The 23,701-nt window shown below is 60.8% G+C and carries 22 protein-coding genes and 2 tRNA genes; 12 read left to right on the top strand and 12 right to left on the bottom strand.

The annotated features are described in order from the left end of the window. The first annotated feature begins 33 nt into the window (after positions 1-33). From EJ075_RS30505 to EJ075_RS30525, 4 genes are all read left to right on the top strand, one after another. On the top strand, positions 34-1,074 hold the full coding sequence (locus tag EJ075_RS30505; RefSeq protein ID WP_095489616.1) for a sugar ABC transporter substrate-binding protein: 1,041 nt from the start codon (positions 34-36) through the stop codon (positions 1,072-1,074). 162 nt (positions 1,075-1,236) lie between these two features. Next, the gene (locus EJ075_RS30510; RefSeq protein ID WP_095489697.1) at positions 1,237-2,232 is read left to right on the top strand and encodes an ABC transporter permease; all 996 of its coding nucleotides are present in this window, start codon (positions 1,237-1,239) and stop codon (positions 2,230-2,232) included. Beyond that, entirely contained in the window at positions 2,229-2,999 is a 771-nt protein-coding gene (locus EJ075_RS30515) for an SDR family oxidoreductase (RefSeq protein ID WP_095489617.1), read from the top strand. Before EJ075_RS30510 ends, EJ075_RS30515 begins: the two co-directional genes overlap by 4 nt. Positions 3,000-3,781: 782 nt before the next feature. Then, the gene (locus EJ075_RS30525; RefSeq protein ID WP_126106849.1) at positions 3,782-4,897 is read left to right on the top strand and encodes a hypothetical protein; all 1,116 of its coding nucleotides are present in this window, start codon (positions 3,782-3,784) and stop codon (positions 4,895-4,897) included. A gap of 32 nt (positions 4,898-4,929) precedes the next feature. On the opposite strand, the gene nadE is transcribed toward EJ075_RS30525, so the two are convergent. From nadE to asnB, 4 genes are read right to left on the bottom strand one after another with little or no spacing between them, the layout of a single operon-like run. Next, positions 4,930-5,937 carry an NAD(+) synthase gene (nadE, locus tag EJ075_RS30530; RefSeq protein ID WP_126106850.1) on the bottom strand — a complete coding sequence of 336 codons (1,008 nt, stop codon included), beginning with the start codon at positions 5,935-5,937 and terminating at the stop codon, positions 4,930-4,932. After that, on the bottom strand, positions 5,934-7,481 hold the full coding sequence (locus EJ075_RS30535) for an AMP-binding protein (RefSeq protein ID WP_126106851.1): 1,548 nt from the start codon (positions 7,479-7,481) through the stop codon (positions 5,934-5,936). Before EJ075_RS30535 ends, nadE begins: the two co-directional genes overlap by 4 nt. A 22-nt stretch (positions 7,482-7,503) precedes the next feature. Continuing rightward, positions 7,504-7,764, bottom strand: coding sequence for an acyl carrier protein (locus tag EJ075_RS30540; RefSeq protein WP_126106852.1), 261 nt, complete (start codon positions 7,762-7,764; stop codon positions 7,504-7,506). A gap of 16 nt (positions 7,765-7,780) precedes the next feature. Next, a complete protein-coding gene (asnB, locus tag EJ075_RS30545) occupies positions 7,781-9,658 on the bottom strand; it encodes an asparagine synthase (glutamine-hydrolyzing) (RefSeq protein WP_245458240.1) in 1,878 nt (625 codons plus the stop codon). Here asnB and EJ075_RS33895 point away from each other — a divergent pair. Continuing rightward, a complete protein-coding gene (locus EJ075_RS33895) occupies positions 9,545-9,970 on the top strand; it encodes a hypothetical protein (RefSeq protein WP_245458263.1) in 426 nt (141 codons plus the stop codon). The two genes, asnB and EJ075_RS33895, sit on opposite strands and share 114 nt — an antisense overlap. A 196-nt stretch (positions 9,971-10,166) precedes the next feature. After that, positions 10,167-10,730 (top strand): pentapeptide repeat-containing protein, encoded by a 564-nt coding sequence (locus tag EJ075_RS30550; RefSeq protein ID WP_095489624.1) that lies wholly within the window; start codon positions 10,167-10,169, stop codon positions 10,728-10,730. A gap of 102 nt (positions 10,731-10,832) precedes the next feature. On the opposite strand, the gene EJ075_RS30555 is transcribed toward EJ075_RS30550, so the two are convergent. Then, positions 10,833-10,908: transfer RNA gene (locus EJ075_RS30555), tRNA-Val, on the bottom strand. A 216-nt stretch (positions 10,909-11,124) separates the two neighbouring features. Here EJ075_RS30555 and EJ075_RS30560 point away from each other — a divergent pair. Further along, positions 11,125-11,201: transfer RNA gene (locus tag EJ075_RS30560), tRNA-Asp, on the top strand. Between the two features lie 174 nt (positions 11,202-11,375). After that, positions 11,376-12,161, top strand: a complete 786-nt coding sequence (locus tag EJ075_RS30565) for an ion transporter (protein ID WP_126106854.1) — start codon at positions 11,376-11,378, stop codon at positions 12,159-12,161. A gap of 294 nt (positions 12,162-12,455) precedes the next feature. On the opposite strand, the gene rbsK is transcribed toward EJ075_RS30565, so the two are convergent. Genes rbsK through ugpC form a run of 3 tightly spaced genes read right to left on the bottom strand, consistent with a single transcriptional unit; the run spans position 12,456 to position 14,934 of the window. Further along, on the bottom strand, positions 12,456-13,382 hold the full coding sequence (rbsK, locus tag EJ075_RS30570) for a ribokinase (RefSeq protein WP_126106855.1): 927 nt from the start codon (positions 13,380-13,382) through the stop codon (positions 12,456-12,458). Between the two features lie 4 nt (positions 13,383-13,386). Further along, positions 13,387-13,839 carry an RbsD/FucU family protein gene (locus EJ075_RS30575; protein ID WP_126106856.1) on the bottom strand — a complete coding sequence of 151 codons (453 nt, stop codon included), beginning with the start codon at positions 13,837-13,839 and terminating at the stop codon, positions 13,387-13,389. A 36-nt stretch (positions 13,840-13,875) separates the two neighbouring features. Beyond that, on the bottom strand, positions 13,876-14,934 hold the full coding sequence (gene ugpC, locus EJ075_RS30580; protein WP_126106857.1) for a sn-glycerol-3-phosphate ABC transporter ATP-binding protein UgpC: 1,059 nt from the start codon (positions 14,932-14,934) through the stop codon (positions 13,876-13,878). A gap of 293 nt (positions 14,935-15,227) precedes the next feature. Between ugpC and EJ075_RS30585 the strand changes: the two genes are divergently transcribed. The 3 genes from EJ075_RS30585 to EJ075_RS30595 all read left to right on the top strand — a co-directional run bounded on the left by EJ075_RS30585 (position 15,228) and on the right by EJ075_RS30595 (position 19,046). Then, positions 15,228-16,892, top strand: a complete 1,665-nt coding sequence (locus EJ075_RS30585; protein WP_126106858.1) for a sugar ABC transporter substrate-binding protein — start codon at positions 15,228-15,230, stop codon at positions 16,890-16,892. A 101-nt stretch (positions 16,893-16,993) separates the two neighbouring features. Further along, positions 16,994-18,115 carry a sugar ABC transporter permease gene (locus tag EJ075_RS30590; protein ID WP_095489664.1) on the top strand — a complete coding sequence of 374 codons (1,122 nt, stop codon included), beginning with the start codon at positions 16,994-16,996 and terminating at the stop codon, positions 18,113-18,115. Between the two features lie 13 nt (positions 18,116-18,128). Then, entirely contained in the window at positions 18,129-19,046 is a 918-nt protein-coding gene (locus EJ075_RS30595; RefSeq protein WP_029353494.1) for a carbohydrate ABC transporter permease, read from the top strand. A gap of 185 nt (positions 19,047-19,231) precedes the next feature. On the opposite strand, the gene EJ075_RS30600 is transcribed toward EJ075_RS30595, so the two are convergent. Continuing rightward, the gene (locus EJ075_RS30600; RefSeq protein ID WP_126106859.1) at positions 19,232-19,975 is read right to left on the bottom strand and encodes a creatininase family protein; all 744 of its coding nucleotides are present in this window, start codon (positions 19,973-19,975) and stop codon (positions 19,232-19,234) included. Positions 19,976-19,981: 6 nt separating this feature from the next. Next, positions 19,982-20,122 (bottom strand): hypothetical protein, encoded by a 141-nt coding sequence (locus tag EJ075_RS33305; RefSeq protein WP_164547226.1) that lies wholly within the window; start codon positions 20,120-20,122, stop codon positions 19,982-19,984. A gap of 185 nt (positions 20,123-20,307) precedes the next feature. Between EJ075_RS33305 and EJ075_RS30605 the strand changes: the two genes are divergently transcribed. After that, positions 20,308-21,330, top strand: coding sequence for an aldo/keto reductase (locus tag EJ075_RS30605; protein WP_126106860.1), 1,023 nt, complete (start codon positions 20,308-20,310; stop codon positions 21,328-21,330). 69 nt (positions 21,331-21,399) lie between these two features. Here EJ075_RS30605 and EJ075_RS30610 read toward each other — a convergent pair whose 3' ends face one another. Both EJ075_RS30610 and EJ075_RS30615 read right to left on the bottom strand, forming a co-directional pair. Continuing rightward, a complete protein-coding gene (locus tag EJ075_RS30610) occupies positions 21,400-22,935 on the bottom strand; it encodes a glycosyltransferase family 39 protein (RefSeq protein WP_164547227.1) in 1,536 nt (511 codons plus the stop codon). A gap of 312 nt (positions 22,936-23,247) precedes the next feature. Continuing rightward, positions 23,248-23,520 carry an HU family DNA-binding protein gene (locus EJ075_RS30615; RefSeq protein WP_006201846.1) on the bottom strand — a complete coding sequence of 91 codons (273 nt, stop codon included), beginning with the start codon at positions 23,518-23,520 and terminating at the stop codon, positions 23,248-23,250. Between the last annotated feature and the right edge of the window lie 181 nt (positions 23,521-23,701).

A 23,701-nucleotide genomic window follows, 5' to 3' on the forward strand; every position in this document is an offset into this window, starting at 1 on the left:
AATGAGGGGTCCGGCGCAAAAGGAGCGAACGACATGAAGAAAATACTTCTTGCTGTCTTCGGTATCCTGGCACTGGCCTTTGCCACGCTCACGCCGGCATTCGCCCAGTCCAAGGGCACCGTCTACTATATGGTGCCGACGCTACTCGACGAGTTTCAGACCGGCTCGGTGAGCGCTCTGGAATTGTTCCTGAAGCAGGTCGGCTACGAGATGAAAACGCTGAACGCCGATAACAAGACCGACGCTCAGCAATCGCAGATGAACGACGTCATCGCGCTCAAGCCGTCGGCGATCATTCTCGCCGCCGTCGATTTCAATGCGTTGAAGCCGTCCATCGAGGCCGCCCGCGCCGCCGGCATCCCGGTGGTCGAATTCGACCGCCAGATCACCTCGACACCGTCCGACTTCACGTCGGTGGCGGGAACGGTCGAGATCGGCTACGTCGCCGCCGACCAGGCCGAGAAGCTCTTGAAGGCGAAGAACGGCTCGGTGAAGGGGAAAATCCTCCAGGTGCTCGGCGATCCTGGCGATCCCTACACGCTCGATATCCAGAAGGGTTTCGAGGAGAAGATGAAGGCATTTCCGGACGTCAAGATCATCTCGGTTCCGGCCATGCAATGGGAAGCCAGCAACGCCGGCACCATCGTTGCCGACCAGATGCTCGCCAACCCGGATATCGACCTGATCTTCAGCCACGCCGCGCATCTCTCGGTCGCTGCCGTCGCCTCGCTCGAGGCCGCCGGCAAGAAACCGGGCGACGTTATGCTGATGAGCTCGAACGGTGCGCCGGTCGGCCTCGACCTGATCCGCAAGGGCTGGCTCAATGTCGAAGTCGAGCAGCCGCTCTACGCTCAGGCCGCCGCCGTCGCCATGTTCATGGACAAGGTCGTCAACAAACAGGAGATCAAGCCGGGAGAGTACGAAGTGCTCGGCCTGAAGTCGACCGTGACCAAAGAAGCCTGGGGGCCGAACATCAAGATCCCCGGCGCTGCGATCACCAAGGAAAATGTCGATAACCCGGCCTTCTGGGGCAATATGAAACCGCCCTCGGACACGGTGAAGCCGATCGAATAGCAAGGTCCCCTGGGGCTTCGGGCCAAGCTGGCCCGGAGCCTAACCGCTACAGCCCGGCACGTCAGAACGAACGCGCAGGGACGCTGCAGCAATTTTCAATCCGCGCACGATCCCGGAAAAATCGAATCGGTTTTCGGGGTCATGCGCCAGCCGGATCAGCACATGAATCCCCGCACGCGCCACGCCCTCGAGTTCGCCCTCGACAACCTCGTCTGGTTCATGCTGGTCTTCGTGCTGGTGGTCTTCTCCATTTTCATTCCAAACTATTTCCAGCTCGGCATCTTCGCCAACATCATAGAGGCGTCGAGCGTGCTTGGTGTCATGTCGATCGGCCTGGCGCTGGTCATCATCACTGGACACATGGACCTGTCGGTCGAGTCCGTGGCGGCGCTCGGCGCTATGGCGGTCGGCATCCTGTTCTGCTCGGCGGGTATCGGCCTTGGCGTTCAATTGCACCCGGAATGGCTGATGGTTCCGGTTTCGCTGCTGCTTGCCCTGATTGTCGGCGGCATCATCGGCGTCATCAACGGCTATTTGGTCGTGAAAGTGAAGATGAGTGCTTTCATCATCACGCTCGCGTCCTACATCTGGGTGCGCGGCCTTGTGCTGGTTATTTCCGGCGGCCGCTCTGCGCAGGACCTTGCGCCGGCGATCCGCTGGTTCGGCATTCAGCGGCTCCTTGGCCTCCCCCTCACCGCTTGGATCGCCATTTCGTGTTTCGTGGTCTTCTCGCTGATTATGGCCAAGACACCGTTCGGCAGGCATCTCGTCATGATCGGTGGCAACGAGACCGCAACCTTCCGCGCCGGCATCCGCGTGAACCGCAACCTCGTCATTGCCTTTGTTCTCGCTGGCGCCATAGCCGGCCTTGCCGGCTGGCTGCTGGCGATCCGCACCTCCGGCGCCACCGCCAATCTGGGCGTCGGCCTGCTGTTCAACGCCTTCGCCGCCGTCGTCATCGGCGGTGTCAGTCTGAAGGGTGGCGTCGGCACTTTGCCCGGCGTCTATGCCGGTGTGCTTTTGCTGTCGGCCATCAACACGGCGATCAACCTCATGGGCCTGCCGGCCAACTTCACCCAAGTGATCCACGGCATGCTCGTGCTCGCCGCCGTGCTGCTCGACGCATTCAAGCAAACCATTCGCCAGAGGCTGGCATGACTGGCCGTCTCGAAAACAGGGTCGCGCTGATCGTCGGCAGTGCGCGCGGCATCGGCAAGGGCATCGCACAACGCTTTGCCGAAGAGGGCGCAAAGCTGGTCCTGGCCGATACCGAGGTTGAGGCCGGGCAAGCGACCGCGGACGAACTCGGCGCCGCCTTCATTTGTACCGACATCTCGCAGATAGCCGATGCAGAGGCCGCCGTGGCGCTGGCCCTCGACCGTCACGGCCGTCTCGACATCCTGGTCCAGAATGCCGGAATCTACCCCTGGCAGCTCATCGAGAACACCAGTCCGGACGACTGGGACCGGGTCATGGCCGTCAATCTGCGCGGCACCTTCAATGCCACTCTTGCCGCGCTGGCGCCGATGAAGGCGCAGCGCTTCGGGCGCATGCTCTACACCTCGTCGATTACCGGCCCGCACGTCACCAGCCCCGGTCACGGCCACTACGCCGCCAGCAAGGCCGGCATCAACGGCTTCATCCGTTCGGCGGCGCTGGAATTCTCCGGCTACGGCGTCACTGTCAACGGCGTTGAGCCCGGCAACATCCTCACCGAAGCAATCCAGATGCACCGCGGCGCGGCCTATATCAAGAACATGCAGGATTCCATTCCACTCGGCCGGCTCGGCAGCCCGCGCGACGTGGCCAATGCCTTCCTGTTCCTCGCCTCGGACGATGCCAGCTACATCACCGGCACGACCATCGTCGTCGATGGCGGCCAATTGCTGCCCGAGGGCAAGGATTTTCGGCTCCTTCCGCCGTGATCCTCGATTTCGGTGACGGTTTTTCCTGCGGCCGGCAACAACAGCCGATCATCCGGCACTTGCCATGATCTGTCTGAAGACCGGTGATGCGGGCAAGGACGCGACCGGCCGCGAAGACGACCCGGATCTACTCGGGCCTTCACCATCTCCTACCAGGTCCTCCAACCCGATCTGGCCTTCGTCATCGATGATCCCGAGGGTGCCTGCGGCTATCTCCTTGGCGCAGCCGACACAAATTCCTTCAATGCCAGCCTGGCCGCAAAGTGGTATCCCGACCTTCAAGCACGCGTGGCCGACCCTTGACCCGATAGCTCCCGTTGGCGCGGCAGCGATTGGGCGCGGCATCGGATCCATCATCCCGATTTTTCTGTCCCGCAAGCGCTCGCCGTCTATCCCTCGCAAGGCCATATCGACCTGTTGCCGCAGGCGCGCGGAAAAGTCATCGGCAGGCGAGCGATGGTCTTTCTCGATCAGCGCCTTGCCGCCTGCGGCTCAACCGGGCTTTGCCTTGAAGTCATGCGGCGGAATATTGACGCGCTGAACTTCTACAAGGCTGTCGGGTTCAGGGCTGAGGCCTCGCCAGACGTTCCGCGACGCCGACGAAGCAAGGCCGCGCCAATGCACGAGGTTCGCTACCAAAACTTTAACATCGGTTTACCCGAAGTTGGTACAGCAACGCTGGTTTCATCCGTTCAAGCAAAGAGACTGCCCTTGCCGCAACACCACAGCTCTCCTTTGGTCCGGAAACGCGGTGGACGGGACTCCGATGGCGGGAGCCGCGCTTGAGCGTAATTCGCGCCTTTGAGGGTGCCGATCTTCCTGCAGTCGCGGGCATGTTTCAACGCGTGCTGCGCAAAGAACGGACCGAAGCGCCGGCCGCGCTCATCGAATATATGAGACGGTTTTATCTGGAGGCGCCGGGTTGCGGAGGCGATCTGCGGTCGCTTGTCCATGTCAACGACGCCGGCCGCGTCTCTGGGTTTGTCGGCGTTCACGTATTGCCGATGCAGTTCAACGGCCGACAATTACGAGCCGCCATTTGCAGCTCGCTCATGGTCGAGGATCATGAGCGCGACCCGATGGCCGGCGCTCGCTTGTTGAAAGCTTATTTGGATGGTCCGCAGGACATCTCCTTCAGCGAGACGGCCAATGATATCTCCACGAAGTTGTGGACCCGGCTGCGCGGCGTGGTCCTGCCGCAATACAGCCTTGACTGGGTACGCGTAATGCGGCCGTCGACCTTTGTGCTCGGCCTTTCCGCCAGTCGCATGAAGCTTGTCCGAATGCTCAGTCCGTTTGCCCACGCCCTCGACCGATTTTATTGCAGACGAATGAAGTCGAGCGAACGACGCTGGTCCGGTGTGGCGGCGGACGGGGCAGGCCACGGAGCCTTTCGGATGTCCGAAATCGACAGTCACACATTTGCCAAGCTGATCGAACCGTTGACCGCCCAGTTCGCCCTGCGCCCGGCTTGGGCGGAAGGCCTACTCGATCATATCCTGACCGATGCGGCACAAAAGACGGATCTGGGCGAGCTTGTCTACGTTTCCGTGACATCGCCAGTCGGCACCAATGTCGGCGCATTCGCCTATCACGCACGGACGGGTGAAATCGGTCGCGTGCTGCAGATCCTCGCCCTCCCCGGCCAGGCGGGTCCCGTCATCGACTGCCTGATCGATCATGCCACCGCGCGCGGCATCAGCGGCCTGCGCGGACGCATTCAACCTGCACTTCTGGAAGCAATGCTTGGGCGACGCATAGCTTTCCTGACCGTTGCCTCGACCGTGGTGCATTCACGCGATCCCGAGCTTTTGGATGCCATGAAGAACTCACAAGCTTTCCTGAACGGGCTTGCGGGCGAGCAGTGGAGCCAGTTGATCGGCGGCCGCTTCACCTGAAGCGCTCGCCGTGGCCGGGTTGGAGAGGCAGGTCAGGTACCGACTTCCTCCACCTCATCAACGAGTTGCGGGCGCAGGTGCAGATAGCGCGTGGCTTTTCGCTTGGCGGTGATGTCTGCCCAGACGCGTTCCACTTGTGAGGCGTCTAGTCCCGCCGCCTGCCCCACCACTTCGGCCGCCACGCCTTTGTTGAGGCCGCAAAGGCAAATATCCATGCGGTCATAGGGAAGCGAGAAGTAGAACTCCTCCTGCGTCTGCGCCAGCGAGTAGGTATCGGTGGTAGGCGGCCGGTTGCGGATTTCGTCGGGAACGCCGAGATAGGCCGCCAGCGCATAGACCTGCGTTTTATAGAGATGTGCGATCGGCTTGACGTCGGCCGCGCCGTCACCGTTCTTGACGAAGAATCCCTGATCGTATTCCAGCCGGTTCGGCGTTCCAAGAACGGCGAAGTTCAGCCGATCGGCATGATAGTATTCGATCTGCTTGCGGGTGCGCTGTTTCATGTTGGTGGCAGCGACGATCCCGAGATAGACCGGCAGCGGCATTCTTATTTTCGTCTGCTTGCCTTTGGGGTCCTGCACCACCAGCGAGGAAATATTGTAGCCCTCGCTCTCGAGCGCGTTCGCGATCACGATCTTCGAGGCCCAGCCTTCGCCGTATTCCGGGACCAATTCGCGGATGAAGGCGTCGCGACGCTGGTAGCAGCCCATGGCGCGCAGGGTCGGTCCGATATCCTCCACAATAGCCTCGACACCGAACGTGTCGGCGACAAGGCGGCCGAGCCGCAGACTTTCCGGATCGGAATCGTTTTCCGGCATGAACAGGCACAATACATTCTGAGGCCCGACGGCGCGCGCTGCCAACGCCACCGAAACGCTTGAATCGATCCCGCCGGAAAGACCGAGCGTGAGACCCCGCTTGCGAATCCCGCGCAACTGCTGGCGCAAAGCGGTCACGATCCTGTCCGTTTCGGCGCCGGGGTCGATCGCCAGAGCCTGCGCCAGAATGGTCTGCGCGTCCTCGCTGGGGCGAACACTCATTGCGCGGCCTCCATCATCTCTGCAGCAAGCCGGCGGCTGACCTTGCCCGTATCCGTCTTTGGCAATTCCGAGCGGAACTCGATAACCTTGGGAACCATGAAATCCTCAAGATGACGTGCGCAGTGGCGCATGACATCCTTTTCGCTGAGCGTCGGATCCGAGCGTATGACGAGTGCGCCGATCGCATGGCCAAGCAGCGGATCCGCCACGCCGACGACAACGGCCTCTGCGATACCCGGATGGGCGTGAAGCACGGCTTCCACTTCTTTCGGAGCCACCTTCTCTCCCCGCGTCTTTATGATGTCATCCTTGCGCCCGACGAAATAGAGAAAGCCATCCTCATCGGTTCTGAACAGATCGCCGGTGTAGAGAACCTTCTCCCAAGAGTTTGGGCCAGGCCGCAGGGCCCGTTCGGTTGCAGCTTCGTTGCGCCAGTAACCCTGCATGACATGCGGCCCGCGAATGACCAACTCACCCGCACCGCCCGATGGCACGGGTTGCCCGTTGTCGTCGACGACGAAGGCTTCGGTGTTCGGAATGGCTATTCCGACCGATCCCGGCCGGCGATCGAGCTCCTCGGGCGGCAGATAGGTGCAGCGCTTGCATTCCGTCAGGCCATACATCGAATAGAGCCTGACACCGGGAAAAAGGAAGCGCAGACGTTCTATGTGCGCCTGCGGCAAGGCCGCTGCCGTATTCGAAATATAGCGAAGGCTGGGCAGGAAGCCCGGCGTCAGGTCACGCATCTGCAGGATCATCGCCGCCATCGTCGGCACGAGCGGAAGACCGGTGACGCCCTCCTCGCGAATGCGTTCGAAGACCGCCTGAGGAAAAGCGAAGGACTTTTCGAGCACCAGCGTGGCGCCGAGCCTGACGGCCATCAGCAACTGATAGAGGCCATAGTCGAAGGCAAGGGGAAGAACATTCAAAATGACGTCGTCCGGCGAGTTGCGCAGATAGGTGGTGATAGAGTCCGCGGCCGCGTCGCAATTGCGGTGCGTCATCATCACGCCCTTGGGCCGGCCCATTGAGCCTGAGGTATAGATGAGCATGGCCAGATCGACGTCGATGCCGCGGTGGTCGATCTCACTGGCTTCGAGCGTCAGGCAATCCGCCAGGGATGTCGCCCCTGCCGGGCATTGGTAATCGGCACCAACGGTGGAAGCCACGAAGATGCCGGTCTTGCCGCTCGATCCGCACGCCTCGGCGACTACGGGCATCAGTTTTGCTTGCGTGAGGATCGCGGCAGCGTCGCAATCGGCGATGATGTAGGCAAGCTTTTCGGCCTTGGTGGATGCGTTGATCGGACTGAACGTCGCCCCTGCCTTGAGGACTGCGAAAATCGAAACCGCGGCCTCCCAGCAATTGTCCATGAAGATCAGGACCCGGTCGTTGCGCCTGACGCCGTTCGCGAAAAGGGCGGCGGCCAGGCGGCTCGAAAGATCGTCCAGTTCTTCGTAGCGCAGCCTTTTGTCCTTGGTGATCAATGCCGTTTTGGCGGGATGGGCAATGGCCTTGGCGGCCAGGAGATGTTCGATCCGCATGGACGCTCCTCGCTGACTGTACCTACGCTGCCAGCGCTTCTGCTTTCGCCCTGATGAAGGATGAGAGGCGGTCAATCGAATCCAGGTTGGCCGGCACGATGTCGGAATCGACCATCGCTATGCCGAAATTGTCCTCTATGAAAGCCACAAGTTCCAGTACGGCCGTCGAGTCCATGATGTCGTTCTCGATCAGTGAGGCTGTATCCGAAAGCTGGTATGATGTGTCGCCGAACAGGAAGTTGTCGACGATAAACGTTCTGACCTTGTCCTTGATTGTAACCATTTTACTTCCTTCCCTCTCAAGCTGCTCGTGCTGCGCCGACCTCTTGGCCGGTGAAATTCTTCTGCCACAGCTGCGTCGACAAAATGCCGACAAAGGCCGCGTTGTCGCGAAACCCGGATACTGGCTGAGTGCGGCATTTCTCATGGAGGCTCGCCACCGCCTTGGCGTTGAACAGTCCGCCGGCAGCAATGCTCGCTTCGCTCAAGCAGTCGCGTACATAATCCAGTTCTCCGGCTCCAACAAAGGAGCTTGCGTCCGGGGCTCGGTAAGGTTGTTTGGTGCGCTCCCGGATCGCCGTCGGAAGCAGGTGCTTGGCTGCCTTGCGCAGTATGTGCTTTTCCACCAATCCCTTCAGCTTCATCTCCGGCGGCAGTCTTGCTGCGAATTCCACCAAACGAGGATCGAGGAAAGGGAAACGTCCTTCGATACCATGCGCCATCGCCATGCGATCGCCTTGGCTGGAGAGGATATAACCCGGCAGAAGGAAGCGGGTTTCGAGATATTGTGCCTGATGCAGTGGATGCCACAGCGAAAATGCTTGGGGCAACCGGCTGACTAGGTCCTCGGCCGCGTCATAGCCCTTCAAGGCCGCACGCAGGTCACCGGAAAAGAAGATCTTTGCCGCCGCCGTGGTCTTGAAGCGCGGCCGATGCGAGAATAGCGGATCGTCGAGGGCAGTGTTGCTGGTGCCAAAGAATGCGGACAGGTACTCCACAGATTGCTGTTGCAGACCCGGCAGATAGGGATAAAGCCTGCGGAACAGCTGTGGCCTTATGCGCGATGCCGGCTGACGTCCACAGAATCGGCGAACACACGCTTCCTTAAAGACATCGTAGCCTGCGAAGACCTCGTCGGCGCCCTCGCCGGTCAGCACGACCTTCAGGCCAGCCTGGCGGACCAGGCTGGACAGCTGGTAGAGAGGCGCCGGGGCCGTGCGGATGATCGGCCGCTCGGCAAAGCGGATGACTTCCGGAAAGACACGAGCGATATCGCCGGGACGGCAGGCGATGGCTCGATGATGGGTGCCAAGTGCAGAAGCCATCTCGGTCTGGAAGGCGCTTTCGTCGTGCTCGGTGCTGTCGAACGTTACGGAAAATGTCTGCAGCCTCCGAGGAGTCATGCCGGCGGCAAGCGCCGAAACAAGGGATGAATCGAGCCCGCCCGAAAGATAGGAGCCGACCGGCACGTCGGCCCGCATGCGAAGTCTCACCGCATCGGTCAAAAGGGCCTGCAGTTCCTCGGCCGCGTCGTCCTCGTTCGTGACTTTCGACGGCTGGTCCCGATGCGGATAGTCCAGGTGCCAATAGCGTTTGACCGTGACTTGACCCTGTGTCGCGATCATCACGCTTGCCGGCTCCAGCTCGTGGATATTGTGGAAAGCCGTGCGCGGAGCAATCGGCGCCCAAAGCGTAAATATCTGATCGAGTGCAATCGAATCGATTTCGGCCGAGACGCCGGGGACCTTCAGCAGGGCTTTGATCTCCGAGGCGAAGTAAAGCACTCCGTCCTTGCTCGTGTAGAACAGCGGCCGAACACCCATTCGGTCTCGTGCAAGCACCATGCGCCGATGCCTGTTATCCCATATCGCGAAGGCGAAATCACCGTTCAGGAGAGGCAGGCAGTCCTCGCCCATCTCGTCATACAGCTGCAGGATGACCTCTGTGTCGCTCGACGTGCGGAAGCGTCGGCCCTTGGCTATCAGCCCTTCGCGCAATTCCACGTAGTTGAAAATCTCGCCGTTGAACGCAATCGTCAAATTGCCTGACACGTCGGACATCGGTTGCTGGCCATCACCGATCCCGATCACGGACAGCCGCGCATGCCCGAGCCCGGCGTCGGGTGCTACAAATTTCCCTTGCTCATCCGGCCCGCGATGGGCGATCGCAGCTGTCATGCGCGCAAGCAAAGCTTCCGCATCCCGGATCGAACCGAAATAGCCCCCGAATCCGCACATTGCTACAACTCATATATCAGTAAGGCGCGAGACGTAACCTCAATAATTTCCTCAAGCGTTAACCGGATAATCTCGGGTATCACATGGTTAACAACAATTAAAAACAAAGGTACTTTTTTATATTTTATTGTTTCGTCATACATAGAAGTATATTTCAATGCTAAACGCAACTTTTGTTCGAGCAAGGGCGGCGCAGTCGATCTGACGCCATCCGGCCCTGATCTGTTCCCGTTTAGCCCGCAACAACCCTGAGATCGTGTTTGGTAGCCGGTCCCCGTGATACCATTCGGCCGCATGGCCTGTGTTCTATCGCCTTGACCGACTGGGCGCGCCGCATGGCTTCTAGGCATCGTTGACAGATGGCGTGCCATTAGGAACGACACCAAGACGCTGGGCGATCTACGGCATTGCAACCGCGGGTCGCATTTTTCCAAATAGAGCCGCAAACATGTTGGGATGGCGAGTAAAACAACTGATAGTTTCCACTGTGCTGGCCGTTGGCCTGGGCACTTCTTACTCAACTGCGTTCGATTTGGATGCGGTCGAGCGTCTCAGGTCCAAGCCCACATGCGCAGACTGCGACCTATCGGGCGCCAGCATAACGGGGAGCTATCTGCCGGGCGCGATCCTGACCAATGCGAACCTGACGGGCGCCGACCTCAAAGAAGCAAACATGAATGGTGCGGACCTTAGCGGTGCGAATCTCTCCGGCGCGGAACTATCTGGCGCCAGCCTAAATTACGCGAACTTGTCTGGCGCGAATCTGTCGAATGCGAACCTATCGAAGGCGAGCCTTTCTGGCGCAAACCTGTCAAATGCGAGCCTGTCAGGAGCGGTCTTGATTGGCGCAAGCCTAAGGGGCGCGCGCCTTGCGCAAGCTCAGCTGGCGGGCGCAAACCTGGAGGGAGCAAACTTGCATTTGGTGCTAAACTTAGATGCGGCGCTGCTTGTGGACGCGAAACTTTGCAATACAACAATGCCGGACGGCCGCATAGATAACAGAGGCTGCTAGGTGTTTAGTCCCGGCATTTGAGGGAGAGCGGGTGCCGTTTTGGATTTGCCTCCGAGTTCAATGAACCCGGAGGTGACTTCTGGGCGGAAGTTATTGATTTTATGGTGGGCGATGACGGGCTCGAACCGCCGACATCTTCGGTGTAAACGAAGCGCTCTACCAACTGAGCTAATCGCCCGCTCCGGGCCGGACCTTTAAGCAGTTAGGGCAAGCTTCGCAAGGCCAAATGAGCGCACAATGCCCTTGCCGCTGATCGGATCAGGCAACAAAATCCTGCCTGTCAAAAAACCTTCTCCTGTTTGCTGTTATGCTGTCCTGCTCCGCTTGACACCCGGCGGCTTACCCCTTATCCACCGCCCCAACGACGAACACGGCTGACACGTGCTCGTCTTGCGCGGGTGTAGCTCAGTTGGTTAGAGTGCCGGCCTGTCACGCCGGAGGTCGCGGGTTCGAGCCCCGTCACTCGCGCCATTCTTTTTTGAATGGCTCAAGTCCTTTCGTACAAAAAGTTTCAACTTTCAGTTTCCTGAGAGTTTCAACTTTTTGTACTCGTTGCGTCACAAGCCGGCCATATGCGTTTGAGCATTGGATTTTCCCAGGCCCAGTTCCCACTTTTGGGTCCGATGCTCTAACGGAGAAGAAGCCTTGGACGCCCTGAAATCGCTCATCGAATCGCGCCGCTTCGACCTCGCGATCATGGTCCTGATCCTGATCAACGCCGTCACGCTCGGCCTCGAGACCTCGCCCGACGCGATCGCTGCTTTTGGCCCTCTCCTGACGGCCATCGACCGCGCGATCCTCGGCGTCTTCGTGCTCGAACTCGCAATCCGGGTGATCGTCTACAGGACGCATTTCTTCCGCGATCCGTGGCGCATCTTCGACCTCCTCGTCGTCGGTTTCGCGCTTATCCCCGCGACCGGTTCGCTCTCCGTGCTGAGAGCGCTGCGCATCCTGCGGGTCCTGCGCCTGATCAGCATCGTTCCGTCGCTGCGCCGTGTGGTCACCGGCTTCATCACCGCCCTGCCCGGCATGGGCTCGATCATGCTGTTGCTCGGACTGGTGTTCTACGTCTTTGCGGTGATGGCGACGAAGCTCTACGGCTCGTCCTTTCCCGAGTTGTTCGGCGGCATACCGGAGTCGCTCTTCACGCTTTTCCAGGTCATGACTCTCGAAGGCTGGTCGGACGGCGTGGTACGCCCGGTCATGGAGGTCTATCCGACCGCCTGGCTGTTCTTCATCCCGTTCATCATCGCGACCTCGTTCACCGTGCTCAATCTGTTCATCGGCGTGATCGTTTCGGCGATGGAGGCCGAGCACGAGGCGGTAGAATCGGCCGACAGGGCAACGCTGCATAGCGATCAGGCCACCATCCTCGCGGAGATCCAGGCGCTGCGGGCAGAGGTCCGGGAATTGTCGGGCGTTCGCGGCTAACTAGCTGCCGCAGACCCAGCAGCAATTTAGGCGGCTTTCAAACTCAGCCGTGAAAGAGCCTGCCGCTCCATTTGCGAAGCGGCAGGGTCCCCCAGACTACCCCCCGGACTGCCGGGGCAAGGTTGGCCCCGGTATTGTTGTCCATGCAATTGCGGCGCCAGACCCAGTGACCCATTACGGGACAACTATGCCAATGGCACAAGACAGGTTTGCTGATTCACATTAACTGTGGCTAATATGTCACCCGTGGTCGGAACGGAACAAAGTTGAGAGCGCCGGTGAGGCTGCGCGGCCTCAACCCTTAGCCAGCAACGCCTCGACCTCCTGCAACGTCGGCATCGACGGTGCGGTGCCGGGCCGGGTGACTGAAATTCCCGCGACGGCGCAAGCGAAGCGGACTGCTTGAAGCGGCTCCACCCCTCTCGCAAGTGCTGCGGCCAGGCCGCCGTTGAAGGCATCGCCCGCGCCGGTGGTCTCGACCACAGGGCCGGCGTTGACCACGGGAACATGGTCGGAACGGCTGGCCGTGTGCAGCAGCGCGCCTTTTTCGCCAAGCGTGATGATCACCGCACCGACGCCCTTGCCGAGCAGGCTTTCGGCGGCGCGGCGGGCATCGTCGAGGGAGGAAACCTTGATGCCGGTCAATTCCTCGGCTTCGGTCTCGTTGGGTGTGACATAATCGCAGAGCGTATAGATGCGCTCAGGCAGGCTCGCCGCCGGCGCCGGGTTGAGGATGGTCGTCACCCCTGCCCCGCGCGCGATCTCCAGCGCCCGCAGCGCCGCCTCGATCGGCTGCTCGAGCTGGGTGACGAAGACGCCGGCCGAGCGGATCAGGCCGGCGTTAGCCGCGATGTCGTCGGGCGAAATCAGCATGGCGGCACCGGGGCTGACGATGATGGCGTTGTTGCCGGTCGCCTCCTCGACGAAGATATAGGCCGCACCCGTATAACTCTGCGGCGTGTCGATGACGGCGCTCCTCACGCCGGCCTGCGCCCAGGTCTGCCTGGCCATATCGGCAAAGGGATCGACACCGAGGCGCGTCAAGAAGGTGACGTCGGCGCCAAGACGGCCGGCCGCAACCGCCTGGTTCGACCCCTTGCCGCCCGGGCCAAGCGTGAAGGATGTGCCAAGGATCGTCTCGCCCATGCGCGGCTGGCGGCTGGCGCGGTAGGCAGTGTCGGCGACGAAGACGCCCAATATGACGACAGGCTTGCCTGGCATCTCCCTACTCCGCGTTCGGCGGAACAACGCCCTTGCGGAACGCAAAACAGCCATAGAAGCGGCGCTCGCCGGTCTGGATGACGCAATAGGCCTTCTTGGCGCGTTCGTAGAAGGCGTAACGCTCGACCGAGATCATCGGCCATGGCTTGCCCTCGGCAGCGTCGATCTCCCTTTGCACTTCCTGTTGCACGGTGGGGATTTCGTCCGGCTTGCCGACGATCTCCATGCGGGCGGCCGCATCGTCGACGAAATTGTCCAACGGATAGAGCGACAGCACCGCCTTGACCACGTCCGCCGCCGGCGCGTCGATGCGCAGCAATCGGCCAAGCACGGTCTGGCGCGCCACCGAATCGGAGGGGAAGTTGGTGTCGGCGATGATCAAATCGTCGCCATGGCCCATCGCCCGCAGCGCCTGGAGCACGTCGGCATTGAGCAGCGGATTGATCCCTTTGAGCATGGCATTCCTCCCGAACGGGCTTTTTTTGATGTGAAGTTAGAGACGACGGCCGGTCTCTGAGTCGAAGAGATGGACCTGGTCGAGCCGTGGTTTCAGGTGCAGCGTGTCGCCCGGCTTGAAGTCGTGGCGCTCACGGAACAGCGCCACCATCTCGCCTTCACCGAAACGCAGGAAGACCAGCGTTTCAGAACCGGTGGGCTCGACCACGGAAATCTTTGCCGGCACGCCGTCGGGTTGGATTTCGAGATGCTCGGGCCGGACGCCGTAGACGACATTGCGCCCGTCCTCCACCTTGCTGTTCGCAGCCATCGGGAACGGCGTCCCGGCGATCTCGACGATGGGTTTGTCGCCTTTGCGCACCACGCCCTTGAGCAGGTTCATCGACGGCGAGCCGATGAAGCCGGCGACGAACAGATTGGCCGGCCGGTCGAACAGTTCCAGCGGCGCGCCGACCTGCTCGATGCGGCCGTCGCGCATCACGACGATCTTGTCGGCCATGGTCATGGCCTCGATCTGGTCGTGCGTGACATAGATGGTGGTGGTCTTCAGCCGCTGGTGCAGTTCCTTGATCTCGGTGCGCATCTGCACGCGCAGCTTTGCGTCGAGGTTAGACAGCGGCTCGTCGAACAGGAATACCTGCGGGTTGCGCACGATGGCGCGGCCCATGGCGACACGCTGGCGCTGGCCGCCCGAGAGCTGGCGCGGATAGCGCTTGAGGTACGGATTGAGGTCGAGGATATCGGCTGCGCGCTTGACCCGCTCGGCGACCACCGCCGGGTCGGTCTTCCGCAGCTTCAGCGCAAAGGCCATGTTCTGCTCGACCGTTTTGTGCGGATAGAGCGCGTAATTCTGGAACACCATGGCGATGTCGCGCTTGGCCGGCGGCAGATGGTTGACGACGCGGTCGCCGATGGCGATCGTGCCGCCTGAAACGGTTTCCAGCCCCGCCACCATCCTGAGCAGCGTGGACTTGCCGCACCCTGAAGGACCGACCAGCACCACGAACTGCCCGTCGGCGATGTCGACGCTGACGTCGTGCAGGACCTTGACGGTTCCGAACGCCTTGGCCACATTGCTGATCGCGACTTGAGCCATGGGCCCCCCTTTCGTTGCGGTGAAGCTAAACAACGCAAACGGCTAGGGCAAGTCAGTCTTTTATAGATAAAAAACTCCAACCTCGTTGACACGGCACTTGGTTGTGAGAATAGTGAAAGGGCTCGGGTTATGACCCTGTTCCGGGCGCGCCGGCACGTTAGTCCGGACCACGGAAATCGGAGCGTCGCGGAAGGAAACTTGGGCCGCTATTTCTATGAGTCGCTGTTGTTGGGGAACACGTCCAGCGCTCCAAACATCTGAACGATCACCATTGAAATTCTGGGAGGAATAAAATGAAAGTCAGCCTTTACAACCAATTTATGCGCGCGGGAGCCACTCGCCGCGATGTCCTCAAGGGCGCAGCCAGCATGGCCGCGATCGCAGCGGCATCCGGCGCCGGGCTTGGCGCGCTGACGCGGCCGGCCTCCGCCGCCAGCGAGCTGCGCGCGCAGATCCTGCAAATCCCGGGTGTCGGCAAGGGTCAGCCGACCGATGCCGACTTCCAGCAGGTCGGCGAGCTTTGCCTGGAGGCGACAAAGGCCAACGTCAAGGAAGGCGAGTTCGCCGGCGTCGAGCTCACCTTCATGGGGCTCAACAACCAGAACCTGCACAATGTGCTGTTTCGCGGCTTCCTGAAGCCGTGGGAGACCTATACCGGCGCCAAGATCAACTGGATCGACCTGGCGCAGGCGGACTACAACGCCCGCCTGCAGCAGTCGATCGCCACCGGCACCGTCGATTTCGACATCATAGAGATGGGCGCGCCGTTCGAAGGCGATGTCTGCGGCAAGGGCCTGACCTCCGAAATGCCGGACTGGGTCAAGGACCAGATCGACATGAAGGACGTCGTGGCCTATTTGCAGCCGCCGGTCGGCACCTGGGACGGCAAGCAGTATCGCGTGACCGTCGACGGCGACGCGCATAACTTCAACTACCGCACCGACGTGTTCGCCGATGCCGACCTCGCCAAGGCGTGGAAAGATGGCGGCGGCGAAGGTGAATGGGGCGTGCCGAAGACCTGGCAGCAGGTGCAGGCGGTGACCAAATTCCTCAAGGGCAAGCAGTTCCAGGGCCAGGACGTCTTTGGCTATCTCGACGCGCCCAAGGCGTGGGGCGGTTTCGGCTTCTACTTCCTCGGCAGCCGCGCCAGCGCTTATGCCAAGCATCCCGACGACAAGGCTTGGCTGTTCGACGCCGACACGATGAAGCCGCGCATCAACAATCCGGCCTGGGTGCGGGCGATCCAGGATGTGATCGACGCGCTTCCGTCGGAGCCCGCCGACCAGATCAACGCCGACCCGAACACCACCGCCTTCCAGCAGTTCCTGGCCGGAACCGGTTCGATGGTCACCTGGTGGGGCGACGTCGGCTCCAACGTCAAGACCAACGACTCGTCGGTCGTCGGCGATGTCACCGGCTTCTCGATCCTGCCGGGCTCGGACGACGTCTACAATTCCAAGACCGGCCAGTGGGACAAGCTGGCCAGCGGCCCGAACTATGCGCCGAACTGCGCCTATCTCGGCTGGGGTGTCTATGTCATGGCCCGCGTCGACAGCGACGAAAAGAAGAAGAAGGCGGCCTGGTCTGCCGCGGCGCATCTCGGCGGCAAGGACCTGTCGCTCTGGTGCGCGGCATATCCGTCCGGCTTCCAGCCCTACCGCAACTCGCATTTCGACATTCCGGAATGGGTGGCGGCCGGTTACGATGAGGCGTTCATCACCTCGTATCTCAAGTCGGAAGCCGACAGCTACAACCATCCGAACGCCGCGATCGAACCGCGCATCCCCGGCATCTTCCAATATTACAGCGCCGCCGAGGACATTCTGGCCAACACGTTCGCCGGAAAGATGAAGGCGCAGGAAGGCGCCGACGCCATCGCAGCCGCCTGGGAGAAGCTGACCGACCAGATCGGCCGCGAAAATCAGGTCAAGCTCTACAAAGCCTCGCTCGGCATGTAGGCTGAGACTGTGGTGAACCGTGGTCCGGCGACGCGAAGCCGCCGGACTGCACCTAGACCGGCGAGCCGGTCATTAAAGCATTCAGTGAACGGACGAGACGCGTGGCTGACCAGACCTTGCCCACGAATGCGTGGCCGGCAAACGCCGCTCCATCCGATCTGATATCGCCGGGCCGAAAGCGGCTCGGCCGGGCTTTGATGGCCGCTGCGACGCTCGGCCTTCTGGCGGTGATCGCAGTTCAGATCCTCTACAAGACAGAGGTCGACACCATCGGGTTCGAGACCTGGCGGCCGGTCGTCTATGCCTATGTGCTGTGGGGTGTTGCGCTCGGCATCGGCCAGGTGCTGACACGCGGCGAAGACGGCCAGCGCGCGCTGTTCCTGCTGCCGGCGCTGCTGTTCACCATCGCCATGGTGATCTTCCCGACACTGTTCGGTTTCTACATCGCGCTAACCGACTGGAACCTCAGTTCCTTCTCCGGCCGGAAGTTCAACGGGCTCGACAATTTCTGGCAGATGCTGGCCGACCCTTACTACCGCAACGCGCTGTTCAACATGGTGCTCTATGTGCTCGCGGTGCTGGTCGAATATGTCATCGCTTTTGGTCTCGCACTGCTTCTCAACGCACAGATCCGGGCGCGCAAATTCTTCCGCGTCGTCTTCCTCATGCCGTTGATGCTGTCGCCGGTCGCAGTGTCGTGGATGATCGGCAAATCGCTGATGGAGTACCGGTTCGGGCCAGCCGCAACGCTGGCGCGCCAGCTCGGCTGGGAAAATCCCGCCTTCTTCTCCAACCCGATCACCGCCCGCATCTCGATCATGGTGCTGGATGCCTGGACGTTCATCCCGTTCATGATGATCATGCTGCTCGCCGGCCTTCAGGCGATGTCACGCGAGGTGCTTGAGGCGGCCAGGGTAGATGGCGCCAATGCCTGGCAGACCTTCTGGCAGGTCACCTTCCCGCTGATGCTGCCGGTGTCAGTGACAGCAATCATCCTGCGCATCATCTTCAAGCTGAAGCTTGCCGACATCATCATCACCGTCACCTCGGGCGGCCCGGGTGGTGCAACCGATTCCGTCTCAAGCTTCATCTATCGCGAGTATCGCGACCGCTCGAATGTCGGCTACGGCACCATGCTGGCGATGGCTTATTTGATCATCATCATCGTGTTCGTGACGTGGCTGTTGAAATTCGCCAACCGCTTCGTGCGCAACGTCAATTGATTGGGGCGGCAACATGAGCGTTCAGACCACCGAGTATGCCGCTTCCGAAATCCGCTCGCCGGCAAGCTTTTTCGCCAACCGCGTCTTCATCTATGGCGCGCTGGTGTTCTGGGCCTTCATCTGCCTGTTTCCGATCTACTGGACGATAACCACCTCCTTCAAGACGGCCGTCGACGTCACCCAGGGCCATCTCATCCCCTTCGTCGACTTCCGGCCGGACTGGAAGGGCTGGCGCTCGCTCGGCCTATCACCGGATTCGATCTTCCGGACGTCGACGGTACGCGACGAGTTCATCAAGCGCTTCATGAATTCGGTCATCACCTCGGTCGGCGCGTCGAGCCTCGCCATTGTCATCGGCAGCCTCGCCGCTTACGGCCTCACCCGCTACCGCTATCACTTCGCCTGGTTCAAGAATGAGGACATCTCCTTCTTCTTCCTGTCGCAGCTGATCCTGCCGCCGGTGGTGCTCGCTTTGCCCTTTCTCGTGCTGTATCGGGAAGTCGGCATGCTCGACACGCGCATCGGGCTGATCCTGCTCTACACGCTGATGGTGCTGCCGATCGTCATCTGGATTATGCGCGACCAATTCAACTCGATCCCTGTCGAGCTGGAGGAGGCAGCGCTCGTCGACGGCCTGTCGATCTGGGGCGCCTTCTTCCGCATCGTCATGCCGATCGCCCTGCCGGGCATGGTCGCCGCCTTCATCCTGGCAATGGTGCTGTGCTGGAACGAGTATTTCTTCGCCGCACTCCTGACCTCGACTGACGCCAAGACCATTCCCGTGATGGTGGCGAGCCAGACCGGCTCGCAAGGCATCAACTGGTGGTCGATGGCGGCGCTGGCCACCGCCGCGATCACGCCGCTTGCCGTCATCGGCATCGCGCTGGAGCGCTATCTGATCATGGGCATGACCGCGGGCGCGGTGAAATAGACACCTGTCTTCCCTTCTCCCCTTGTGGGAGAAGGTGGATTGGCGCGTAGCGCCAAGACGGATGAGGGGTGTTGGAAGAAATGCGGCGCGCAAATGTCGAGGAGGTAGCGATCCTTCCAGCACCCCTCATCCGACCGAGCTTCGCTCGGCCACCTTCTCCCACAAGGGGAGAAGGAAGAACCGCGCTAGGCCGTCAACATCGCCCTCAAATGATCGAGGATCATCGCGACGCCCTTTTGCCCCAGCTCCATCGAGGCCTCAGGGGCAGTCGCCGTGTACCATCCCGTATTGTCGGCGAAGTGGCTGGCGTCCACCGCTTCCGGGCACAGCGCCAGCATCAGCGACGTCTCGCCAATGCCGGCATGGTCGAACGGATATTGGCCGTTCATCGCCGCCGGCATGAGCGGATGCACCTGCACCCAGTTGAAGAAATTGGCGCCTTCGGCATGTTCGGCATAATAGCCGGTCATCGCCTCGGAGCCCCACCAGCCCTCGCCGCGCTCCTTTTCGAGAAAGCGAAAGATCGCCTGGCGGCCGGCGGTCTTGAAGGCGAGATCGGTCGGCATGCCGGCGGCAAAGTTCTCGGTCTGGTGGTGGATGATGGCGTGGATATTGCGAAAACCGATGCGCAGCAGACTATAGAACAGCTCTTCGCCGAACGGCGCCAGCACACTGCCGCCGACCTGAACCGACCCATTGCCCTCCGGCCCCGCCACCGCGTAGCTCGCCGCGCCGTAGTAGAACGGCGGCAGGATGACGATATCGGCTTCCTTTTCGAACAGATCCAGTATCTTGACGACCGCCAGCGTGTCCATGCCGACGGCCATGTGCTCGCCATGGTATTCGAGCACGCCGAGCGGGAGCACGACCGGCCAGTTCTCGGCGATCGCCTTGCGGATCTGGTGCGGCAGCATCAGTTCGTAGCGCATGAGCGCTTACTCCATGTCAGCGTGGTGGGCGCGCTTCGCCGCCCCCGGCCGCCGGTCATTCTGAGCCGGGACAGGCAAGGTGAAATCGGCAAGTCTTGCGGCGCTACCCTCGCCCATTCTGAACAGGTTTTTGTCGGCATTGGTCATGACGGTTCCACCAATTTGCCGGGACCCCAAACCTGCCTGAACGTTTTGGGCACGTTTCCTCCGAACAGCTTGTTTTTGCTCATGCTATCACCGTGAAATTCCGTGTCCAACGGTCCGAAGTGCTTTTGAAGTGCCACAGGCGTGATAGTGTCACGGCAATTGCGTAGGTGAGGAAATAGCAGGACATGAAGACACGGCATTTCGACCGCATCGGCAACGGCGGCATCAGTTTCACGGCGCTCGGCTTCGGCACGGCGCCGCTCGGCAACCTCTACCGCGTCGTCTCCGACGACGATGCCAATGCCACGCTGGAAGCGGCATGGCAGGTCGGCTGCCGCTACTACGACACCGCGCCGCTCTACGGGCTCGGCCTGTCGGAAACGCGGCTCAATCCGTTCCTGCGTTCGAAAAAGCGCGACGACTATGTGCTGTCGACCAAGGTCGGCCGCATCATGCGCGCCTGCCCGCCGGAGCAGCGCACCGGCATCGGCAAATTCTTCGACACGCCGTCGCGCCGCGAGGTCTACGACTACAGCTATGACGGCGTCATGCGCTCCTTCGAAGCGTCGCTCGAACGTCTGGGCGTCGATCGCATCGACATCCTTTTCGTGCATGACGTCGACATCTTCACCCATGGCAGCAAGGAGGCCTCGGACCAACGCATCGAGGAGTTCATGCGCTCGGGCTATTACGGGCTGCTGGCCCTGCGCGACCAGGGCGTTATCAGGGCGTTCGGCGGCGGCATCAACGAATGGCCGGTTGCCCAGACACTTGCCGAACGTGGCGACTTCGACCTTTTCCTGCTTGCCGGGCGTTATACGCTGCTGGAGCAGGAAGCGCTGCAATCCTTCCTGCCGCTATGCCAGAAGCGCGGCATCGGCATCGTTCTCGGCGGGCCGTATAATTCCGGGATCCTGGCAACCGGACCGAAGCCCGGCGCCTACTACAATTATTCCGAGGCGCCGCAGGACATTCTCGACCGCGTCACGCGCATCGAGGCCGTCTGCAAACGCCACGGCGTGCGCCTGATCGAGGCGGCACTGCAATTTCCGCTGCTGCACCCTTCGGTCGCGTCGGTGATCCCCGGCGGCCAGCGGCCGAGCGAGGTCGAAAGCAACCGCTCGCTGCTGGACGCGAAGCTGCCTTCGGCACTCTGGGCCGACCTCAAGAAGGAAGGGCTGATGCGCGCCGATGCGCCGACGGCATAAAGCCGCCTGCTTTCATCGGCTCGACACCTGCGGCCTCGCTTGGGTACAAGCGGCAATCCCTGACTGCATTCAATCTTGAACGCTTGCGCCTGCCGAACCGCGCTTGTGCAGGCGGGCGAAATAGATGCGCCTGCCCGACACGGATCCGAACAGCTCTTTCCCGACTAGCGTGCCGGTTTGGCTGCTGAGTTCGTAGTCTGCTTGCCGCAAGATCTCTACTAATGCCGGATCGGGCTGGTTTTCGTCCAGCCACATCAACACCGCAGGGTCCTGGAATAGCTCTTTCAGCTCCGGAACTTCGGGATTGAGCAGCACGAGGTCGCCCTCAGCAAGACGGAAATTTCCGACCCAAGAGGAATTGCCGAGGATCGTGCGCACCGGCCCGGTGGCCTGCAGGTCGTGATAGAGCTCTTTGAAGTCCAGCCTTGCGGTGCGAGATTTGCCTTCCCCGCCCATCAGTTGCGCATACCAAGTGAACGGTGTCACAAGCAGAGCTGTAACGACAGCCAAGGCGATCACGAAGCGCTGAACCTCTCGGCCGAACTCGCCCAGCTTTTCCATGCGTGCGGCAAGATAGAGCGGCAGCAGGAAAAGAACCGGCAGCAGCCAGCGGTTGCGCAACGACGTGCTGCCGCTTGCCAGCACCAGCAGCAGCACAGCAAGAAGGCCTATCAGCAATGCACGCTCAAGCAGCTTGTCCCGCGGTGCATTGAAGGCGTCCTGCCGTCGGGGGAAACTCCGTTTCCAAACGAAGCCGAGGACGTAGATGACTAGAGTCACGATGCTGAATGACGCGGTGGCATATATGATTTTGAACAACCCCTCGCCGCGGATGCCGATCATTCCGTCGTCATCATCGGCTATGCCAAACTTGGATATACGGGCGAAAATTGCGTCCGAATGGTAGTAGCTCCAAACTGTCGTCGGGGTCAGAACAAGCACGAAGACCGCCATGCTGAGCAGTATCCATGGTGAAACCAGCGTTGGTCGATAGGCGCGCACAGTCATCGCCGCCGGGAGCAGCGCTCCCAGCATGAGGACATCATTGAACTTGGCGAGCGTGGCCAGTGCGGCCGCCAGGCCGAAGCTCGCATAGGCCAGCGGCGTCCGGACATGGACGAGATGGGCGAAGGCGAGCAGCGTGACCGCGCAAAAGGCGAAGGCGGCTACCGAATGCGTCAAGCTGTGTTGCGCTTCCCAAAATAGCAGCGGCACCGTCATTAGTCCGAACATAGCGGCGGCGGCAGTGACCTGCTTATAGCCAAGCTTGCGCATCGCAGCATGGCTGGCGGCAAAGCCGACGAAAAGCAGGACATATCTGACGAGCTTGAGGCTGACGATGCTCGTCCCGAACCCTTGGCTTATTGTCCAGGCAATCCAGTTGTAGAGCGGTGGCTGCGAACCACCATAGCCGGCGGCGAGATGCGGCAGATAGATCAGTTGCTCGGCATCGTCGATGTTCACGCCGTTGCCGGCCCAAAGGCCAAGGAGCGACAGCGTCGCGGTTTGGAAGGCGAAATAAAGAGCGACGACGAGCACCGCGACGTAAAGCCGGCCGACCTTGTCGTCGGCAAGCCAATCAATCAGTTCTTCTACCTTCTGCAAGATGTGGTCGTCCCTTCGTGCCGAAGGAACGGCGTTACACGACTGGGGAGCAGAGGACAATTGGTGGCCGGGTTGCCCCAAAGCGCGTCGCGTTCGAACGGATTCATGCGACGCGCTTTAAACCCTTGTTTCTATGCATATCGTTATCGCAAAACCGCTGCGCACTTTTGCGCGACATGCATTAGGCGTCGGCACGATACTCCCATTGCCGGCTCCGGAACCATTCACCTTTGGTCCGACACTTTAATCGGACGCAAAAGAAAAGCCGGGCATGCCCGGCTTTTCTGATCTCTGAAAAGGGTAAGAAGGCGCTTAGTTTACTGCGTCCTTGAGGCCCTTGCCGGCCGAAAACTTCGGCACGGTGCGCGCCGGAATCTTCACTTCCGCACCGGTCTGCGGGTTGCGGCCGGTCGACGCGGCGCGTTTTGACACGGTGAAATTTCCGAAGCCGACAAGCCGGACATCGCCGCCCTTCTTCAGTTCGCCGGTGATCACGGAAAACACCGCATCAACCGCCGACTGCGCGTCACCCTTCGAAATACTCGCGGCATCGGCGACAGCGGACACCAGTTCGTTCTTGTTCATAAAAATTCCCTTCCATGAGAAAACCGGAACGTACGACTCATCCGGCAGGAAACGGACTTTAGAAAGAAGCGCTTCCGCAACCAAGTCGAAAAGCGCGAAAAAAATCAAAAAAAGCCCGGAATTCCGGGGTTTTTCACATGAAAAAGCCGGGCTCAAGGCCCGGCTCTCTGTTTGTGCATTG

It is taken from the genome of Mesorhizobium sp. M6A.T.Cr.TU.016.01.1.1 (assembly GCF_003952585.1).
GTDB classification, from domain to species: Bacteria; Pseudomonadota; Alphaproteobacteria; order Rhizobiales; family Rhizobiaceae; genus Mesorhizobium; species Mesorhizobium mediterraneum.

What these genes read in the sequence shown, in the direction of transcription:
- EJ075_RS30505 (WP_095489616.1), top strand. Translation starts at nt 34, where the DNA reads ATGAAGAAAATACTTCTTGCTGTCTTCGGTATCCTGGCACTGGCCTTT.
- EJ075_RS30510 (WP_095489697.1), top strand. Translation starts at nt 1,237, where the DNA reads ATGAATCCCCGCACGCGCCACGCCCTCGAGTTCGCCCTCGACAACCTC.
- EJ075_RS30515 (WP_095489617.1), top strand. Translation starts at nt 2,229, where the DNA reads ATGACTGGCCGTCTCGAAAACAGGGTCGCGCTGATCGTCGGCAGTGCG.
- nadE (WP_126106850.1), bottom strand. Translation starts at nt 5,937, where the DNA reads ATGAGTGTTCGCCCCAGCGAGGACGCGCAGACCATTCTGGCGCAGGCT.
- EJ075_RS30535 (WP_126106851.1), bottom strand. Translation starts at nt 7,481, where the DNA reads ATGCGGATCGAACATCTCCTGGCCGCCAAGGCCATTGCCCATCCCGCC.
- EJ075_RS30540 (WP_126106852.1), bottom strand. Translation starts at nt 7,764, where the DNA reads ATGGTTACAATCAAGGACAAGGTCAGAACGTTTATCGTCGACAACTTC.
- asnB (WP_245458240.1), bottom strand. Translation starts at nt 9,658, where the DNA reads ATGACAGCTGCGATCGCCCATCGCGGGCCGGATGAGCAAGGGAAATTT.
- EJ075_RS30550 (WP_095489624.1), top strand. Translation starts at nt 10,167, where the DNA reads ATGTTGGGATGGCGAGTAAAACAACTGATAGTTTCCACTGTGCTGGCC.
- rbsK (WP_126106855.1), bottom strand. Translation starts at nt 13,382, where the DNA reads ATGCCAGGCAAGCCTGTCGTCATATTGGGCGTCTTCGTCGCCGACACT.
- EJ075_RS30575 (WP_126106856.1), bottom strand. Translation starts at nt 13,839, where the DNA reads ATGCTCAAAGGGATCAATCCGCTGCTCAATGCCGACGTGCTCCAGGCG.
- ugpC (WP_126106857.1), bottom strand. Translation starts at nt 14,934, where the DNA reads ATGGCTCAAGTCGCGATCAGCAATGTGGCCAAGGCGTTCGGAACCGTC.
- EJ075_RS30585 (WP_126106858.1), top strand. Translation starts at nt 15,228, where the DNA reads ATGAAAGTCAGCCTTTACAACCAATTTATGCGCGCGGGAGCCACTCGC.
- EJ075_RS30595 (WP_029353494.1), top strand. Translation starts at nt 18,129, where the DNA reads ATGAGCGTTCAGACCACCGAGTATGCCGCTTCCGAAATCCGCTCGCCG.
- EJ075_RS30600 (WP_126106859.1), bottom strand. Translation starts at nt 19,975, where the DNA reads ATGCGCTACGAACTGATGCTGCCGCACCAGATCCGCAAGGCGATCGCC.
- EJ075_RS33305 (WP_164547226.1), bottom strand. Translation starts at nt 20,122, where the DNA reads ATGACCAATGCCGACAAAAACCTGTTCAGAATGGGCGAGGGTAGCGCC.
- EJ075_RS30605 (WP_126106860.1), top strand. Translation starts at nt 20,308, where the DNA reads ATGAAGACACGGCATTTCGACCGCATCGGCAACGGCGGCATCAGTTTC.
- EJ075_RS30615 (WP_006201846.1), bottom strand. Translation starts at nt 23,520, where the DNA reads ATGAACAAGAACGAACTGGTGTCCGCTGTCGCCGATGCCGCGAGTATT.